This window comes from Pseudomonas sp. GM80, from assembly GCF_000282515.1.
Lineage (GTDB): Bacteria > Pseudomonadota > Gammaproteobacteria > Pseudomonadales > Pseudomonadaceae > Aquipseudomonas.
Genome location: NZ_AKJD01000251.1, coordinates 63666 through 78590 on the forward strand (window position 1 = coordinate 63666; position 14925 = coordinate 78590).

Below are 14925 nucleotides of genomic sequence, written 5' to 3' on the forward strand. Positions count from 1 at the left end.
ATACCATCAGACGCACAGACACTCTCAATCCCCTATGGAGCAGCTCATGAGTTTCGAAATTCGCAAGATCGTCAGCTATGTCGAAGAAACCTTCATCGAAGGCGGCAAAGCCACTGACAAGCCAGTGACCATGGTCGGCCTCGCCGTGGTGATGAAAAACCCTTGGGTGGGCAACGGTTTCGTCGAAGACCTCAAGCCGCAGATCCGCGCCAACTGCTCCGACCTCGGTGCGCTGATGGTTGAGCGTCTGGTCGGCATCATCGGCGGTGCGGAAAAAATCGAGGCCTACGGCAAAGCCGCCGTGGTCGGCGCTGACGGCGAAATCGAACACGCCTCCGCCGTGATCCACACCCTGCGCTTCGGCAATCACTACCGTGAAGCCGTCAACGCCAAGAGCTACTTGAGTTTCACCAACAAGCGCGGCGGCCCGGGCACCTCGATCCAGATCCCGATGATGCACAAGGACGACGAAGGTCAGCGTTCGCACTACATCACCCTGGAAATGCAGATCGAAGACGCGCCGCGTGCCGACGAAATCGTTGTGGTGCTGGGCTGCGCCGACGGTGGTCGCCTGCACCCGCGCATTGGCAACCGCTACATCGATCTGGAAGAACTGGCCGCCGAAAAAGCCCAGTAACCACAATAAAAAGGCATTGCAGGAGCGCTCCATGATTCGGCTCACCGCTGAACTCACCCCGGCTGGCACCAGTTACCTGGCGACCGGCCAAGGCCAGCCCGTGGTTTTGATCCACGGCGTGGGCCTGAATAAAGAAATGTGGGGCGGCCAGATTGTCGGCCTGTCCAGCCAATACCAAGTGATCGCCTACGACATGCTCGGGCATGGCGCCAGCCCGCGACCGGCCAGCGGCACCAATCTGCTCGGTTACGCCGATCAGTTGCTAGAGTTGCTCGATCACCTGAATCTGCCACAGGCAGCGGTGATCGGTTTTTCCATGGGCGGTCTGGTCGCGCGGGCCTTTGCCCTGCATTATCCGCAGCGCCTGCAAAGCCTGGTGGTGTTAAACAGCGTGTTCAACCGCAGCGAAGAACAGCGTGCCGGCGTCATTGCTCGCACCGCGCAAGCGGCCGAACATGGCCCGGACGCCAATGCCGAAGCGGCGCTGTCACGCTGGTTCAGCCGCGAATATCAGGCGGCCAATCCGGCGCAGATCGCCGCATTGCGCCAGACCCTTGCCAATAATGATCCGCAGGGTTACCTGACCACCTACGAATTGTTCGCCACCCAAGACATGTACCGCGCCGACGACCTCGGCAGCATTCAGGCGCCGACGCTGATCGCCACCGGCGAACTCGACCCGGGTTCGACCCCGGAAATGGCCGAGCAACTGGCTCGACGCATCCCCGGTGCAAAGGTTGCCGTGCTGCCCGAGCAACGGCATATGATGCCCGTAGAGTCGCCGCGTCTGGTCAATCAGACGCTGCTGGAATTTCTCCAATTCGCACACTCCCGACAAAACCATATAAAGGGGATCGTTGCATGACACTCGCACGCTTCCAGATGTGCATCGGCGGAGAATGGGTCGACGCCCTCTCCGGCAAGACCTTCGAAAGCCTCAACCCGGCCACGGCGCAAGCCTGGGCCGAGCTGCCCGACGCTGATGAGGCGGACGTCGAGCGCGCCGTGCAATCGGCACAGACTGCTTTCGACAGCCCGGCGTGGCGCGGCCTGACCGCCACCGCACGCGGCAAGTTACTGCGCCGTCTCGGTGATTTGATCGCAGAGAACAAGGAACAACTGGCGCAGCTGGAAAGCCGCGACAACGGCAAGCTGATCCGCGAAACCCGTGGCCAGGTCAGTTATCTGCCGGAGTTCTTCCACTACACCGCCGGCCTTGCCGATAAGCTTGAAGGCGGCACGTTGCCACTGGATAAGCCTGATCTGTTCGCCTACACCGTGCACGAAGCGATGGGTGTTGTGGCCGCGATCATTCCGTGGAACAGCCCGCTGTACCTGACTGCGATCAAACTCGCCCCGGCCCTCGCCGCTGGCAACACGATTGTGATCAAGCCGTCCGAGCACGCCTCGGCGACGATTCTGGAACTGGCGCGTCTGGCCCTCGAAGCCGGGATTCCGCCGGGCGTGGTCAACGTTGTCACCGGTTACGGCCCGAGCACCGGCGCCGCCCTCACCCGCCATCCGCTGATCCGCAAAATCGCCTTCACCGGCGGCGCGGCGACAGCGCGGCATGTGGTGCGCAGCAGCGCCGAGAACTTCGCCAAGCTGTCGCTGGAACTGGGCGGCAAGTCGCCGAATATCATCTTCGCCGACGCCGACCTGGACAGCGCGATCAACGGCGCGATTGCCGGGATCTACGCAGCGTCCGGTCAGAGCTGCGTGTCCGGTTCGCGGCTGTTGGTGCAGGACGAGATCTACGACGAGTTCGTCAATCGACTGGTCGAACGCGCCCAGCGCATTCGCATCGGCAACCCGCAGGAAGACAACAGCGAAATGGGCCCGATGGCCACCGCGCAACAACTGGCGGTGGTCGAAGGTTTGGTCGCCGATGCCATTGCCGAGGGCGCGCGTTTGCGTACCGGCGGCAAGCGGCCAACCGATCTCGGCGAAGGCTGGTTCTATGAGCCAACGCTGTTCGAATGCGACCGCAATTCGATGAAGATCATGCAGGAAGAAGTCTTTGGCCCGGTGGCTTCGGTAATCCGCTTTAAAGATGAAGCGGAAGCGCTGGCGATCGCCAACGACTCGCAGTTCGGCCTCGCCGCCGGCATCTGGACGCGTGATTTGGGCCGGGCGCATCGCCTCGCTCGCGATGTGCGCTCGGGGATTATCTGGGTCAACACTTACCGCGCGGTGTCAGCGATGGCACCGATCGGCGGCTTCAAGAACAGTGGCTATGGACGCGAAAGCGGCATCGATTCGGTGCTGGCCTACACCGAACTGAAAACGGTGTGGATCAACCTTTCTCAGGCGCCGATGCCTGATCCGTTTGTGATGCGCTAGGAGTCCTGCGAAATGATCGAACCCGGCATTTACAAAGACGTCATGAGCTCGTTCCCGTCCGGCGTCACGGTGGTTACCACTGTTGACCCGGAGGGCGGGATCGTCGGCATCACCGCCAGTGCGTTCAGCGCGCTGTCGATTGACCCGGCGCTGGTGCTGTTCTGCCCAAACTACGCCTCCGACACTTATCCGATTCTGCGTGACAGCAAGAAGTTTGCGATTCACTTGCTGTCGGCTGACCAGACCGCCGAGGCCTATGCCTTTGCCGGTAAAGGCAAGGACAAGGCCAAGGACATCGAGTGGCATTTGAGCGAACTCGGTAATCCGATTCTCGCCAAGGCGACGGCGATCATCGAGTGCGAGTTGTGGCGGGAATATGATGGTGGTGATCACGCGATCATTGTTGGCGCGGTGAAGAACCTGATCCTTCCCGAGCAACCGGTGACACCGATGATCTACCACAAAGGCAAGCTCGGCCCGTTGCCTACCCTGGCCTGACAGATCCACACACATCCCACTGTGGAACTGCCCATTGTGGTGAGGGGATTTATCCCCGACCGGCTGCGAAGCAGCCGTAAAACCATCGCACGCGGTATGTCTGGCAAATCGCGGTTGCAGGTGTTGGGGCTGCTTCGCACCCCGTCGGGGATAAATCCCCTCACCACAGGGTTCATTCCAACAAGAGGATCTGCATTGTGAGGAGGAATGATGAGTAACGAAAAGTATGAAAAAGGCCTGAAGATCCGCACTCAGGTATTGGGTGAAGCCTACGTGCAGCGTTCAATCGAGAACGCCGACGACTTCACCCGCCCCCTGCAGGAAATGGTCACCGAATACTGCTGGGGCCACGTCTGGGGGCGTGAAGGCTTGTCGCTCAAGGAGCGCAGCATGATCAACCTGGCGATGATCTCGGCGCTCAACCGTCCGCACGAACTCAAGCTGCATGTGCGTGGCGCCTTGCGTAACGGCCTGAGTCGTGAGCAAATACGCGAAATTCTGCTTCAGGTCGGCATTTATTGCGGCGTTCCGGCAGCCGTGGACAGTTTCCGGCTGGCCCGTGAAGCCTTTGCCGAAGCCGACGCCGAAGCCCCAGTTAACCCCTCGGCTGTTTAGATGCCCGTCTGGCATGGACAGCCAACCGAAAGAGCGGACCCCATGAAACGCCAGCCCCTCGACGACAGCTTCAAGGTCAATCGCAACCCCGTTACCCTGCGCGAAATCGTGCTGGATAAACTGCGTAGCGCGATCATGAATTTCCAGCTCATGCCCGGTGATCGTCTGGTCGAGCGCGATCTATGCGATCGCCTGGGCGTCAGCCGCACCTCCGTGCGTGAAGCCTTGCGTCACCTGGAATCCGAAGGCCTGGTCGAGTTCGCCGATGCCAAAGGCCCGCGCGTGGCGATCATCACCCTCGCCGATGCCGTCGACATCTACGAACTGCGTTGCGTACTCGAAGGCTTGATCGTGCAGTTGTTCACCCTGCGCGCCAAAGCCAAGGACATCAAAGCCCTGGAAAAAGCCCTCGACGAGAACCGCAAGGCGCTCAAGGACGGCGAACTGCAACAGGTGATCGACTCGGTGCAAGGCTTCTACGACGTGCTGCTCGAAGGCTCGGGCAACCATGTCGCGGCCACTCAGTTGCGTCAGTTGCAGGCGCGCATCAGCTACCTGCGCGCGACTTCGGTGTCGCAGGAAAACCGTCGCGGCGCGAGTAATCAGGAAATGGAAAAAATGGTCGAGGCGATCAAGGGCGGCGATCCGCTGGTGGCGCATCAGGCCTGTGTCGACCACGTACGCGCTGCCGCTGCGGTAGCGCTCGACTACCTCAAGCGCAAACAGGAAGAGACCGGCGCAACCCCGGCCATGACCCTGCCGATCGCGCTGAAAGAACCCCGTATAGGTCACTGATATGTTCAGCCCGAGCTTTTGCCCGAAATGCGGTGGCCCTGACCTCGGTCAGCAGATACCGCCGGGCGATACGCACGAGCGCCTGATGTGCCGTGGCTGCGGTTACATCCACTACATCAATCCGAAAATCATTGCCGGCTGCATCATCGAGCAGGACGGCAAATACCTGCTGTGCCAACGGGCGATTCCCCCGCGCCCGGGCACCTGGACGCTGCCCGCCGGTTTCATGGAAAGCGGCGAGACCACCGAGCAAGCGGCCGTCCGCGAAGTCTGGGAAGAAAGCGGCGTGCGCGCGGAAATCGTCTCGCCGTACTCGATTTTCAGCGTGCCGAAGATCAGCGAGGTGTACATCATCTTTCGCGCGATCGCGCTGGAGATTACCGGGCAGTACGGGCCGGAGACCATGGATTACAAATTCTTCGCGCCTGAAGACATTCCGTGGGAGCAGATTTATTACCCGGCGATCCGGCAGATTCTTGAGCGCTATATCGAAGAGCGTCAGGCTGGGGTGTATGGGATTTACATGGGCAATGATGACAGCGGCAAGATCCACTTCATCCGCTGATCACATCCCTCTGACACCCCAAAGTCCCTGTAGGAGCTGCCGAAGGCTGCGATCTTTGATCGTTCCCACGCTCCGCGTGGGAATGCAGCCCGGGACGCTCCGCGTCCCTTTCAAAGCCGAACGCGGAGCGTCCGAAGAGGCATTCCCACGCGGAGCGTGGGAACGATCAAGCTCCTACAGGGGGTTTGTGATGCTGCTTAAACTGGCGGCATGCCTTCGACGATGATGATCTCCGCCCTCGCCCATTCCTCGCGATAACTCTTCGCTTCCTGGTACGCCGCCGAGTGGTAGCACGCCACAGCCTTTTCATAGCTCTCGAACTCGATCACTACGCTGCGTTGCGGCGTCTCGCGCCCTTCCATCGCCTCGCTGCGCCCGCCTCTTGCCAGAAACTTCGCGCCAAACGCGGCGAAGGCTGCCGGCGCGCGCTGGGTGTATTGGCTGTAGTGATCGGCATCGGCTATATCCACATGAGCAATCCAGTACGCCTTCATAGTGACCTCTTTGTTGATTTTGTATTATGGTATACCAATATATTTCCAACGAACCCTGAGAGTCCAGCATGGCCTTCAACAGCATTGAAGAAATCATCGAAGATTATCGCCTCGGCAAAATGGTTTTGCTGGTCGATGACGAAGACCGCGAAAACGAAGGCGACCTGTTGCTGGCCGCCGACCGTTGCACGCCTGAGGCGATCAGCTTCATGGCCCGTGAAGCGCGCGGGCTGATTTGCCTGACGCTCACCGACGACCACTGCCAGCGTCTGGGCCTGGAGCAAATGGTGCCGGCCAATGGCAGCGTGTTCAGCACCGCGTTTACCGTGTCGATCGAAGCGGCGGTGGGCGTGACCACCGGTATCTCGGCGGCTGATCGCGCCTGCACCGTTGCCGCCGCCGTCGCGCCGAATGCTCGCGCTGAAGACCTGGTGCAGCCCGGTCATATCTTCCCGTTGCGCGCCAAGGAAGGTGGCGTGCTGACCCGCGCCGGGCATACCGAAGCGGGTTGTGATCTGGCTCGATTGGCCGGTTTCACCCCGGCCTCGGTGATCGTCGAGGTGATGAACGACGACGGCACCATGGCCCGCCGCCCGGATCTGGAGGTGTTTGCGCGCAAGCACGGGATCAAGATCGGCACCATCGCCGACCTGATCCACTATCGCCTGAGCACCGAACACACCATCGAACGGATTGGTGAACGCGAGCTGCCGACGGTGCATGGCACGTTCCGTTTGATCACCTTTGAGGATCGCATCGAGGGCGGCGTGCACATGGCGATGGTCATGGGCGATCTGCGCCGCGAAGAGCCGACGCTGGTGCGCGTGCATGTGATTGATCCGCTGCGGGATCTGGTTGGCGCGGAATATAGCGGGCCGGCGAACTGGACGTTGTGGGCGGCGTTGCAACGGGTCGCGGCTGAGGGGCATGGGGTTGTGGTGGTGTTGGCCAATCATGAGTCTTCGCAGGCGTTGCTGGAGCGGGTGCCGCAATTGACCCAGCCGCCACGGCAGTTCAGTCGCTCGCAATCGCGGATTTATTCCGAGGTGGGGACTGGGGCGCAGATTCTGCAGAATCTGGGGGTTGGCAAACTCCGCCATCTCGGCCCGCCGCTCAAATACGCCGGGTTGACCGGGTATGACCTGGAAGTCGTCGAAAGCATCCCCTTCAGCGAATAACCCGCGCCAAACACAAATCCAAATGTAGGAGTGAGCCTGCTCGCGATTGCGGTGTGACATTCAACAATGATGTTGGCTGATACACCGCTATCGCGAGCAGGCTCACTCCTACAGGGGTTTTGCATTCCAGATTCATTTTTTCGAACCACAAAAAAGGACGGCCGCCAGATAACCGGTAAGGCAAAGTGCTTGCACAAAGTTTGGAATACCATAATATGATATTCCATAGACCGGACGTTTCAACGAACGTCCAGCTACTGCTCCCGACAGGCGGGCAACAACGCAAGCCCGCTCAAAAACACAACAATGAGGGCGTGAACATGGTGTTGAACAAAGCTGCAACCGCGATCTTTTTTGCGGGACTGCTCAGCGTCACCGGCCAGGCTGCAATGGCGGCCGAAAGCGTGAACTTCGTCAGCTGGGGCGGAAGCACCCAGGATGCGCAGAAACAGGCCTGGGCCGATCCGTTCAGCAAGGCCAGCGGCATCACCGTCGTGCAGGACGGCCCGACCGACTACGGCAAACTCAAAGCCATGGTCGAGAGCGGCAACGTGCAATGGGACGTGGTCGATGTCGAAGCCGACTTCGCCCTGCGCGCCGCCGCTGAAGGCCTGCTCGAACCCCTCGATTTCAAAGTGATTCAGCGCGACAAGATCGACCCGCGTTTCGTCAGCGATCACGGTGTCGGCTCGTTCTTCTTCTCCTTCGTCCTCGGCTACAACGAGGGCAAACTCGGCGCCAACAAGCCGCAGGACTGGAGCGCCCTGTTCGACACCAAAACCTACCCCGGCAAACGCGCCCTCTACAAATGGCCAAGCCCTGGCGTGCTCGAACTGGCGCTGCTGGCCGATGGCGTAGCCGCCGACAAGCTCTACCCGCTGGACCTGGATCGCGCCTTCAAGAAACTCGACACCATCAAGAAAGACATCGTCTGGTGGGGCGGCGGCGCGCAGTCGCAGCAACTGCTGGCGTCCGGTGAAGCGAGCATGGGTCAGTTCTGGAACGGTCGCATTCACGCCCTGCAAGAAGACGGCGCGCCGGTCGGCGTGAGCTGGAAACAGAACCTGGTCATGGCCGACATTCTGGTGATTCCAAAGGGCTCGAAAAACAAGGACGCGGCGATGAAGTTTCTGGCCAGCGCCAGCAGCGCCAAAGGCCAGGCCGACTTCTCCAACCTGACCGCCTACGCCCCGGTCAACCTCGACAGTGTGGAGCGTCTGGATTCGACGCTGGCCCCCAACCTGCCGACTGCCTACGCTAAGGATCAGATCACTCTTGATTTCGCGTACTGGGCCAAAAACGGCCAGGCCATCGCGACACGGTGGAACGAATGGCTGGTCAAATGAAAATGGCGGCCTCCGCGTCCCGTCCCTCCACTGCCACCGGCAGCGCCCAAAGCGCTGCCGGCTCGGCCCACGGAACACAGGCGGTTGCGATGCAGCAAGCCCCGTCCCTCAAACAACGCTGGCGCGGCGCCGGCAACCTCGTACCGGCGCTGCTGTTCATCGGCCTGTTTTTTCTCGCGCCGTTGATTGGCCTGCTGTTGCGCGGCGTGCTCGAACCGACGCCTGGCCTTGGCAACTATGAACAATTGTTCGCCAACTCGGCCTATGCCCGGGTGCTGCTCAACACCTTTTCGGTGGCTGGGCTGGTAACGCTGTTCAGCCTGCTGCTGGGCTTTCCACTGGCTTGGGCGATCACGCTGGTGCCGCGCGGCTGGGGACGCTGGATTCTCAACATCGTGCTGCTGTCGATGTGGACCAGCCTGCTCGCCCGCACCTATTCGTGGCTGGTGTTGCTGCAAGCATCCGGCGTAATCAATAAAGCCTTGATGGCGATGGGCATCATCGATCAGCCGCTGGAAATGGTGCATAACCTCACCGGCGTGGTGATCGGCATGAGCTACATCATGATTCCGTTCATCGTCCTGCCATTGCAGGCGACCATGCAGGCCATCGACCCGATGATTCTGCAGGCCGGTTCGATCTGCGGCGCCAGTCCGTGGACCAACTTCTTCCGGGTGTTCCTGCCGCTGTGTCGGCCGGGTCTGGCCTCCGGTGGCTTGATGGTGTTCGTCATGTCGCTCGGTTACTACGTCACCCCGGCGCTGCTCGGCGGGGCGCAGAACATGATGCTGCCGGAGTTCATCATTCAGCAGGTGCAATCGTTCCTCAACTGGGGCCTGGCCAGTGCCGGCGCCGCGTTGCTGATCGCGATCACTTTGGTGCTGTTCTACTTCTACCTGAAGCTTCAGCCGGAATCCCCGGTTGGCGCCAGTAACGCGAGGTAAGCCGACATGCTCCTGACCCCCAATGCGATGAGCCGGCGCATGCGCTTCGGCTTGTATGCAACCACCGGGCTGATCGGTCTGTTCCTGCTGTTGCCGATCGTCTTTATCGTGCTGCTGTCGTTCGGCTCCTCGCAGTGGCTGGTGTTTCCGCCACCGGGCTGGACGCTGAAATGGTACGGCCAGTTCTTCTCCAACCCGGACTGGATGAGCGCCGCTGCCGCCAGCCTCAAGGTTGCTGTGCTGACGACGATCTGCGCCGTGGCCCTTGGTTTGCCGACGGCGTTTGCGCTGGTGCGCGGACGTTTTCCCGGCCGGGAAATGCTCTACGGCCTGTTCACCCTGCCGATGATCGTGCCGCTGGTGATCATCGCCGTGGCGGTGTACGCGCTGTTCCTCAAGCTCGGTTACACCGGGACGATGTTCGCCTTCGTCGTCAGCCATGTGATCGTCGCGCTGCCGTTCACCATCATCTCGATCATCAACTCGCTGAAGCTGTTCGATCAGTCGATTGAAGACGCGGCGGTGATCTGCGGTGCGTCACGCCTGCAAGCGGTGTTCAAGGTGACCTTCCCGGCGATTCGTCCGGGCATGGTAGCCGGCGCCCTCTTCGCCTTCCTGGTTTCGTGGGACGAAGTGGTGCTCAGCGTGATGATGGCCAGCCCGACCCTGCAAACCCTCCCCGTGAAAATGTGGACCACCTTGCGCCAGGACTTGACGCCAGTGATCGCCGTCGCTTCGACGCTGCTGATCGGCTTGTCAGTGTTGGTCATGGTCATCGCCGCCGCGCTGCGCCGGCGCAACGAAATCAGCGCCTGAGCGCCAGGAGTACGACATGAGTGCCGTGATCAAAGACGCTTCCCAGCAGAACGACAAACCCCTGGTCAGCCTGCGCAACCTGAACAAGCACTACGGCGACTTTGCCGCCGTCGACAACATCTCTCTGGACATCAAGGACGGCGAATTCCTGACCTTCCTCGGTTCCAGCGGCTCGGGCAAAAGCACCACGCTGTCGATGCTCGCCGGGTTTGAAACGCCGAGCAGCGGCGAAATCCTCGTCAACGGTGAATCGTTGGTCAATGTGCCGCCGCACAAGCGTGACATCGGCATGGTGTTCCAACGCTATTCGCTGTTCCCGCATTTGTCGGTGCGCGACAACATTGCGTTTCCTTTGGCGATTCGCAAACTCGCGGCCGCCGAACGTGAAAAGCGCGTCGATGCGATGCTGAAACTGGTGCAACTGGAACAGTTCGCCCATCGCCGCCCTTCGCAGTTGTCGGGTGGCCAGCAACAACGTGTCGCCATCGCCCGCGCCTTGGTCTACGAACCACGCATTTTGCTGATGGACGAACCGCTCGGTGCGCTGGATAAAAAACTGCGCGAGGATTTACAGGACGAACTGCGCCAACTGCATCGCCGTCTGGGCATCACCATCGTTTACGTGACCCACGACCAGGAAGAAGCCATGCGCTTGTCGCAGCGCATTGCGATTTTCAGTCATGGCAAGATTGTGGGTTTGGGCAGCGGTTATGACCTTTATCAGAACCCACCGAATGCGTTTGTGGCGTCGTTCCTCGGCAATTCGAACTTCCTCAAACTCAAGGCGCAGGGCAATGCGGCGGCTTCGTTTGAAGGGCAGTCATTGTCGATTCGCCTGACCGCTGGTTTGCACACCGATCAGGATGTGTTGCTGATGGTGCGGCCGGAAAAGGCACTGGCGTTGAGCGTGGCACAGGCGATCAGCGAACCGCTGCCGTCGGGTTGGAATGAGGTTTCAGCGAAGGTTGTGGAAGTGCTGTTTCTCGGTGAGAGCCAGACCTGCAGCGTGGTCACCTCCGGCGGAACCTCGATGACGGTGAAAGCATTGTCAGCCGCGGGCATGCCGCTCAAGGCTGGCGATCCGGTGCAAGTGCGCTGGGCCACCGCCGACGCCTGCGTCTACACCGAATGGAGCGAAAGCGACCTCAACAAAGCCGCCGGCTCCCACTGAAATCCCCTGTAGGAGCTGCCGCAGGCTGCGATCTTTTGATCTTGCTGTGAAAAAAAAAGATCAACAGATCGCAGCCTCGTTTCACTCGACAGCTCCTACAGGAATGCATTGCAAATGTGGGAGCAGGCTCACTCCTACAATTGAACCGTGTTTGCGCCTCAGGGCCGCGGTGGCACTTTTTTTGATCTCAAGGCGCGACCGTTACATCGCCCTGACCGCTCTCGGCGAGTGCGGCAGCGACAAACCCCTCAGCCTTCTTGCGCTCGACAAACGCCCGCACGTACGCCGCGCCTGCCTCTCGCCCACGGGGCACCGCCATGGCCTGGCGAATCGCCGTGAATGCACCGTCCAGCACGCGGTAACGCGCGTCGGCATCCGCGACTTTCTGCAATGGCTGACGGACACCGGCGGCGGCATCCAGGTGTTGCTCGATAAACAGATCGACCGCCCCAGCGGAGGTTTCTGCACGCTCAAGTTGCGCGTGCTTCAGCGTGCGACTGAGGAACAGGTCATAGGCTGCGCCTTTGCCAACGGCCAGTCGCAATCCTGGCTGATCGAGATCCTCGACGTTGCGATACGGTGCCTGCGCTTCGATCAGATAAGTCCCTTCAATAATCACGTACGGCTCGCTGAACGCGATCTGCGCCTCACGCACCGGCTCGATCGCAAGAAACGCCAGATTCCATACGCCCTCTTCCAACGCCGCGAAGACCTTGCCCGCCGCATCAAAGGTGCGCATCTCCAATTCGACACCCAACTCGGCAGCCAATGCTTTGGCCAATGCCACCGAAACACCCTGCGGCGCACCGTCCGCCCCGCGCTGTGCCAGCACCGGGTTGCCAAAATTGATGGCGGCATGCAGCACGCCGTCGGGCGCGAGATCGGCCATCACGGCCGGGGTGATTGCACTCATGGTGTTGCTCCCTGATCGGATAAAAAGTCAGTGTGCGTCGTGGCTGACACTGTCGAGGACACAACACACAGCGCGTAAGCCTTATGTCGGTGCCTGACAGGCACTCAAGTGTTCCAGCGCCCGACGCGTCACCGCATCGATGTAAGCCGCGTCACCATAGACCCGCGCCAGCAGAATCGCCCCCTCGTAATCCGCCACCCATTGTCGAGCGGTCAGCAAGGCTTGTCCCTCATCGACCTGGCCTTCCAGCAAATGCGCAAACGCCTTGGCCCATGCATCGAAAAATCCGCGAATCGGCTCCAGCAATTCACTTTTACCGTACGCCGCATCGACCGCCACCACGCCCATCAGGCAACCAATCGAGTCATCCTGAAACAGCCGCGCAGCCTTGCGGCCCATTTTGCTCAGGCGTTCTTGTGGCGTGAGTTTTTCGTCGAAGGCAACGGCAAACAAGGTCTGGTTGATGACCTGATGCGTCCAGTCGAGCACGTCACGCAGCAAGGCCTCCTTGTTCGGATAGTGGTGATAGAACGAAGCCTTGGTAAAGCCGCAAGCGGACGCGAGTACGTCCATGGTGGTGCCATGGTAGCCGAGGCGTTTGAAGGTATTGGCGCACCGCAGGAGCAGCTCTTCACGGGGGATTTTCAACGGTCGCACGGGTATTTCCTGATCCGGATAACTGGCGGTGATTCTATGACATAAGCCTGCCCTTCTCAATTTGACGGTTACCAACTGTTCGTTTAGTTTCTATTTACCGAACAGATGGTCAGTAACTGGCCGCCGACAAAAAATCAGGGAGAGCAGAGATGAACGAAGCCAACAGTGGCCCCGGCCGAGTCACCCGCGAACAACGCGGTCAGTTGTTTTTGATCGGTCTGGATCGCGCCGGCAAACGCAACGCATTCGACAGTGCAATGCTGACGGACCTGGCATTGGCCATCGGCGAGTATGAGCGCAATGACGAACTGCGCTGCGCCGTGCTGTTCGCGTATGGCGAGCACTTCACCGCAGGCCTGGACTTGATGGAGCTGACGCCGAAACTGGTGTCAGGCGCCTTCAAGTATCCTGAAGAAGGCATCGACCCATGGGGCGTTTCCAAACCGCGCAGGCGTAAACCGGTGGTGGTTGCCATTGAAGGCATTTGCTGGACGGCGGGCATCGAATTGATGCTCAACGCCGACATCAGCATTGCCGCCACCAATGCCCGTTTCGCTCATCTGGAAGTGTTGCGCGGGATCTCACCCGCCGGCGGTTCCACCGTGCGCTTTACCCGCGCAGCGGGCTGGACCGCCGCCATGCGCTACATGCTCACGGGGGAAGAGTTCGATGCCACTGCCGCCCTGCACATGCGCCTGCTGACCGAAGTGGTCGCACCCGGCCAGACTCTGGCACGCGCCATCGAATACGCCGAACGCATTGTCAAGGCTGCGCCTCTGGCGATTCAGGCGACGCTGCAATCGGCGTTTCTGGCGCAGGATCAGGGAGACGATGCGGCGCTGTCGAAGCTTGATGAACAACTGCTGGCCCTGATCAAAACCGAGGATGTCCGCGAAGGCGTCATGGCGATGATGCAAAAGCGCGAACCGCAGTTCAAAGGTCGCTGAAGGCTTTGCTCAACTCACTCGGAACAATTTCATGAACACCATGGCCGCAGCCTTTGCCAAATCGATCCAGAGACAGGACATCGCCCTCATTGCCCGCGATGGTTATCCGTTGTCCGCCAAGCGCTACGGCGCAGCGGGCGTCGTCAAAGGTAACCTGATCATGGCCGGTGCCACCGGGGTCCAGCAGCGCTTTTATCGGCGTTTTGCCGAGCACGCGGCGCGCCAGGGCTTTCACGTGCTGACCCTCGATTACCGGGGCATCGGTGAATCGAAGCCGGCTTCCCTCAAAGGCTTTGAGATGTCTTATCTGGATTGGGCTTATCAGGATCTGGCGGCGGCAGTGGATCTGCTAAGCCAGGAAGCGTTGCCGTTGTATTGGGTCGGCCATTCGTTTGGTGGTCACGCGATTGGTCTGTTGCCCAATCACCCCGCCCTGACAGCTTGCTACACCCTGGGCAGTGGCGCGGGGTGGAGCGGCTGGATGTCCCGAACCGAGGCCTGGAAAATCCGTCTGATGTGGACGTTTGTGCTGCCGGTGATTGTCGCCCGCAAAGGCTACATGGCCTGGAGCATGCTGGGCATGGGCGATGATTTGCCGCTGGGCGTTTACAACGACTGGAAACGCTGGTGCAAATTCCCCCACTACTACTTCGACGACCCCGAGATGAGCCATCTGCATGCGCTCTACGCCGAGGTCACAACGCCATGCGTTTTCGCCACGTCGGTCGATGATCCGTGGGCGCCGCCGCGTTCGCGCGATGCGTTTGTCAAAGCCATGGTGAATGCACCGCTGACATTGCTGGATCTGCAGCCGCCACGGGGCAGCAAACCGTACGGGCACATGGGTTACTTCCGCGAAAGCGCACAGCCGTTGTGGGATGAGGTGCTTGATTGGCTGCAAAGCGTCCCTGCACACACCACATAACTTGTAGGAGCTGCCGCAGGCTGCGATCTGTTGATCTTGCTGTTAAAAACAAGATCAACAGATCGCAGCCTCGTTTCACTC

At 60.3% G+C, this 14925-nt stretch carries 17 protein-coding genes; 14 read left to right on the forward strand and 3 right to left on the reverse strand.

The features are described 5' to 3' along the window. The first annotated feature begins 46 nt into the window (after positions 1 to 46). From PMI37_RS28820 to PMI37_RS28850, 7 genes are all read left to right on the forward strand, one after another. Positions 47 to 637, forward strand: coding sequence for an amino acid synthesis family protein (locus tag PMI37_RS28820; protein WP_007917992.1), 591 nt, complete (start codon positions 47 to 49; stop codon positions 635 to 637). 31 nt (positions 638 to 668) lie between these two features. Then, the gene (locus PMI37_RS28825) at positions 669 to 1502 is read left to right on the forward strand and encodes an alpha/beta fold hydrolase (protein ID WP_008088048.1); all 834 of its coding nucleotides are present in this window, start codon (positions 669 to 671) and stop codon (positions 1500 to 1502) included. Continuing rightward, entirely contained in the window at positions 1499 to 2980 is a 1482-nt protein-coding gene (locus PMI37_RS28830) for an aldehyde dehydrogenase (protein WP_008088056.1), read from the forward strand. The genes PMI37_RS28825 and PMI37_RS28830 overlap by 4 nt, the downstream gene beginning before the upstream one ends. A gap of 12 nt (positions 2981 to 2992) precedes the next feature. Further along, positions 2993 to 3478, forward strand: coding sequence for a flavin reductase family protein (locus PMI37_RS28835; protein WP_008088067.1), 486 nt, complete (start codon positions 2993 to 2995; stop codon positions 3476 to 3478). Between the two features lie 210 nt (positions 3479 to 3688). Next, on the forward strand, positions 3689 to 4093 hold the full coding sequence (locus PMI37_RS28840) for a carboxymuconolactone decarboxylase family protein (RefSeq protein WP_008088075.1): 405 nt from the start codon (positions 3689 to 3691) through the stop codon (positions 4091 to 4093). 42 nt (positions 4094 to 4135) lie between these two features. After that, positions 4136 to 4888: a GntR family transcriptional regulator gene (locus tag PMI37_RS28845; RefSeq protein WP_008088077.1), complete on the forward strand. Its 753-nt coding sequence runs from the start codon at positions 4136 to 4138 to the stop codon at positions 4886 to 4888. Between the two features lies 1 nt (position 4889). Continuing rightward, positions 4890 to 5453, forward strand: a complete 564-nt coding sequence (locus tag PMI37_RS28850) for an NUDIX hydrolase (protein WP_008088079.1) — start codon at positions 4890 to 4892, stop codon at positions 5451 to 5453. A gap of 197 nt (positions 5454 to 5650) precedes the next feature. Here the strand turns inward: PMI37_RS28850 and PMI37_RS28855 are convergent, their stop codons facing one another. Continuing rightward, positions 5651 to 5947 carry a DUF1330 domain-containing protein gene (locus PMI37_RS28855; RefSeq protein ID WP_008088081.1) on the reverse strand — a complete coding sequence of 99 codons (297 nt, stop codon included), beginning with the start codon at positions 5945 to 5947 and terminating at the stop codon, positions 5651 to 5653. 68 nt (positions 5948 to 6015) lie between these two features. Here PMI37_RS28855 and ribBA point away from each other — a divergent pair, with 68 nt between their 5' ends. The 5 genes from ribBA to PMI37_RS28880 all read left to right on the forward strand — a co-directional run bounded on the left by ribBA (position 6016) and on the right by PMI37_RS28880 (position 11402). Next, the gene (gene ribBA / locus PMI37_RS28860) at positions 6016 to 7125 is read left to right on the forward strand and encodes a bifunctional 3,4-dihydroxy-2-butanone-4-phosphate synthase/GTP cyclohydrolase II (protein WP_008088084.1); all 1110 of its coding nucleotides are present in this window, start codon (positions 6016 to 6018) and stop codon (positions 7123 to 7125) included. A gap of 320 nt (positions 7126 to 7445) precedes the next feature. Next, positions 7446 to 8471 carry an ABC transporter substrate-binding protein gene (locus tag PMI37_RS28865; protein ID WP_008088087.1) on the forward strand — a complete coding sequence of 342 codons (1026 nt, stop codon included), beginning with the start codon at positions 7446 to 7448 and terminating at the stop codon, positions 8469 to 8471. Next, entirely contained in the window at positions 8468 to 9415 is a 948-nt protein-coding gene (locus tag PMI37_RS28870; protein ID WP_008088088.1) for an ABC transporter permease, read from the forward strand. Before PMI37_RS28865 ends, PMI37_RS28870 begins: the two co-directional genes overlap by 4 nt. Positions 9416 to 9421: 6 nt before the next feature. Then, positions 9422 to 10231: an ABC transporter permease gene (locus PMI37_RS28875; RefSeq protein WP_008088090.1), complete on the forward strand. Its 810-nt coding sequence runs from the start codon at positions 9422 to 9424 to the stop codon at positions 10229 to 10231. A gap of 16 nt (positions 10232 to 10247) precedes the next feature. Continuing rightward, positions 10248 to 11402, forward strand: a complete 1155-nt coding sequence (locus PMI37_RS28880; RefSeq protein ID WP_008088092.1) for an ABC transporter ATP-binding protein — start codon at positions 10248 to 10250, stop codon at positions 11400 to 11402. Positions 11403 to 11589: 187 nt separating this feature from the next. Here PMI37_RS28880 and PMI37_RS28885 read toward each other — a convergent pair whose 3' ends face one another. Beyond that, entirely contained in the window at positions 11590 to 12315 is a 726-nt protein-coding gene (locus tag PMI37_RS28885; RefSeq protein WP_008088094.1) for a transporter substrate-binding domain-containing protein, read from the reverse strand. Positions 12316 to 12396: 81 nt separating this feature from the next. After that, entirely contained in the window at positions 12397 to 12972 is a 576-nt protein-coding gene (locus PMI37_RS28890; protein WP_008088096.1) for a TetR/AcrR family transcriptional regulator, read from the reverse strand. A gap of 149 nt (positions 12973 to 13121) precedes the next feature. Here PMI37_RS28890 and PMI37_RS28895 point away from each other — a divergent pair, with 149 nt between their 5' ends. Both PMI37_RS28895 and PMI37_RS28900 read left to right on the forward strand, forming a co-directional pair. Continuing rightward, entirely contained in the window at positions 13122 to 13919 is a 798-nt protein-coding gene (locus PMI37_RS28895) for a crotonase/enoyl-CoA hydratase family protein (RefSeq protein WP_008088098.1), read from the forward strand. 31 nt (positions 13920 to 13950) lie between these two features. Continuing rightward, positions 13951 to 14844 carry an alpha/beta hydrolase family protein gene (locus PMI37_RS28900; RefSeq protein WP_008088100.1) on the forward strand — a complete coding sequence of 298 codons (894 nt, stop codon included), beginning with the start codon at positions 13951 to 13953 and terminating at the stop codon, positions 14842 to 14844. The last annotated feature ends 81 nt before the right edge of the window (positions 14845 to 14925 follow it).

What these genes read in the sequence shown, in the direction of transcription:
- PMI37_RS28820 (WP_007917992.1), top strand. Translation starts at nt 47, where the DNA reads ATGAGTTTCGAAATTCGCAAGATCGTCAGCTATGTCGAAGAAACCTTC.
- PMI37_RS28825 (WP_008088048.1), top strand. Translation starts at nt 669, where the DNA reads ATGATTCGGCTCACCGCTGAACTCACCCCGGCTGGCACCAGTTACCTG.
- PMI37_RS28830 (WP_008088056.1), top strand. Translation starts at nt 1,499, where the DNA reads ATGACACTCGCACGCTTCCAGATGTGCATCGGCGGAGAATGGGTCGAC.
- PMI37_RS28835 (WP_008088067.1), top strand. Translation starts at nt 2,993, where the DNA reads ATGATCGAACCCGGCATTTACAAAGACGTCATGAGCTCGTTCCCGTCC.
- PMI37_RS28840 (WP_008088075.1), top strand. Translation starts at nt 3,689, where the DNA reads ATGAGTAACGAAAAGTATGAAAAAGGCCTGAAGATCCGCACTCAGGTA.
- PMI37_RS28845 (WP_008088077.1), top strand. Translation starts at nt 4,136, where the DNA reads ATGAAACGCCAGCCCCTCGACGACAGCTTCAAGGTCAATCGCAACCCC.
- PMI37_RS28850 (WP_008088079.1), top strand. Translation starts at nt 4,890, where the DNA reads ATGTTCAGCCCGAGCTTTTGCCCGAAATGCGGTGGCCCTGACCTCGGT.
- PMI37_RS28855 (WP_008088081.1), bottom strand. Translation starts at nt 5,947, where the DNA reads ATGAAGGCGTACTGGATTGCTCATGTGGATATAGCCGATGCCGATCAC.
- ribBA (WP_008088084.1), top strand. Translation starts at nt 6,016, where the DNA reads ATGGCCTTCAACAGCATTGAAGAAATCATCGAAGATTATCGCCTCGGC.
- PMI37_RS28865 (WP_008088087.1), top strand. Translation starts at nt 7,446, where the DNA reads ATGGTGTTGAACAAAGCTGCAACCGCGATCTTTTTTGCGGGACTGCTC.
- PMI37_RS28870 (WP_008088088.1), top strand. Translation starts at nt 8,468, where the DNA reads ATGAAAATGGCGGCCTCCGCGTCCCGTCCCTCCACTGCCACCGGCAGC.
- PMI37_RS28875 (WP_008088090.1), top strand. Translation starts at nt 9,422, where the DNA reads ATGCTCCTGACCCCCAATGCGATGAGCCGGCGCATGCGCTTCGGCTTG.
- PMI37_RS28880 (WP_008088092.1), top strand. Translation starts at nt 10,248, where the DNA reads ATGAGTGCCGTGATCAAAGACGCTTCCCAGCAGAACGACAAACCCCTG.
- PMI37_RS28885 (WP_008088094.1), bottom strand. Translation starts at nt 12,315, where the DNA reads ATGAGTGCAATCACCCCGGCCGTGATGGCCGATCTCGCGCCCGACGGC.
- PMI37_RS28895 (WP_008088098.1), top strand. Translation starts at nt 13,122, where the DNA reads ATGAACGAAGCCAACAGTGGCCCCGGCCGAGTCACCCGCGAACAACGC.
- PMI37_RS28900 (WP_008088100.1), top strand. Translation starts at nt 13,951, where the DNA reads ATGAACACCATGGCCGCAGCCTTTGCCAAATCGATCCAGAGACAGGAC.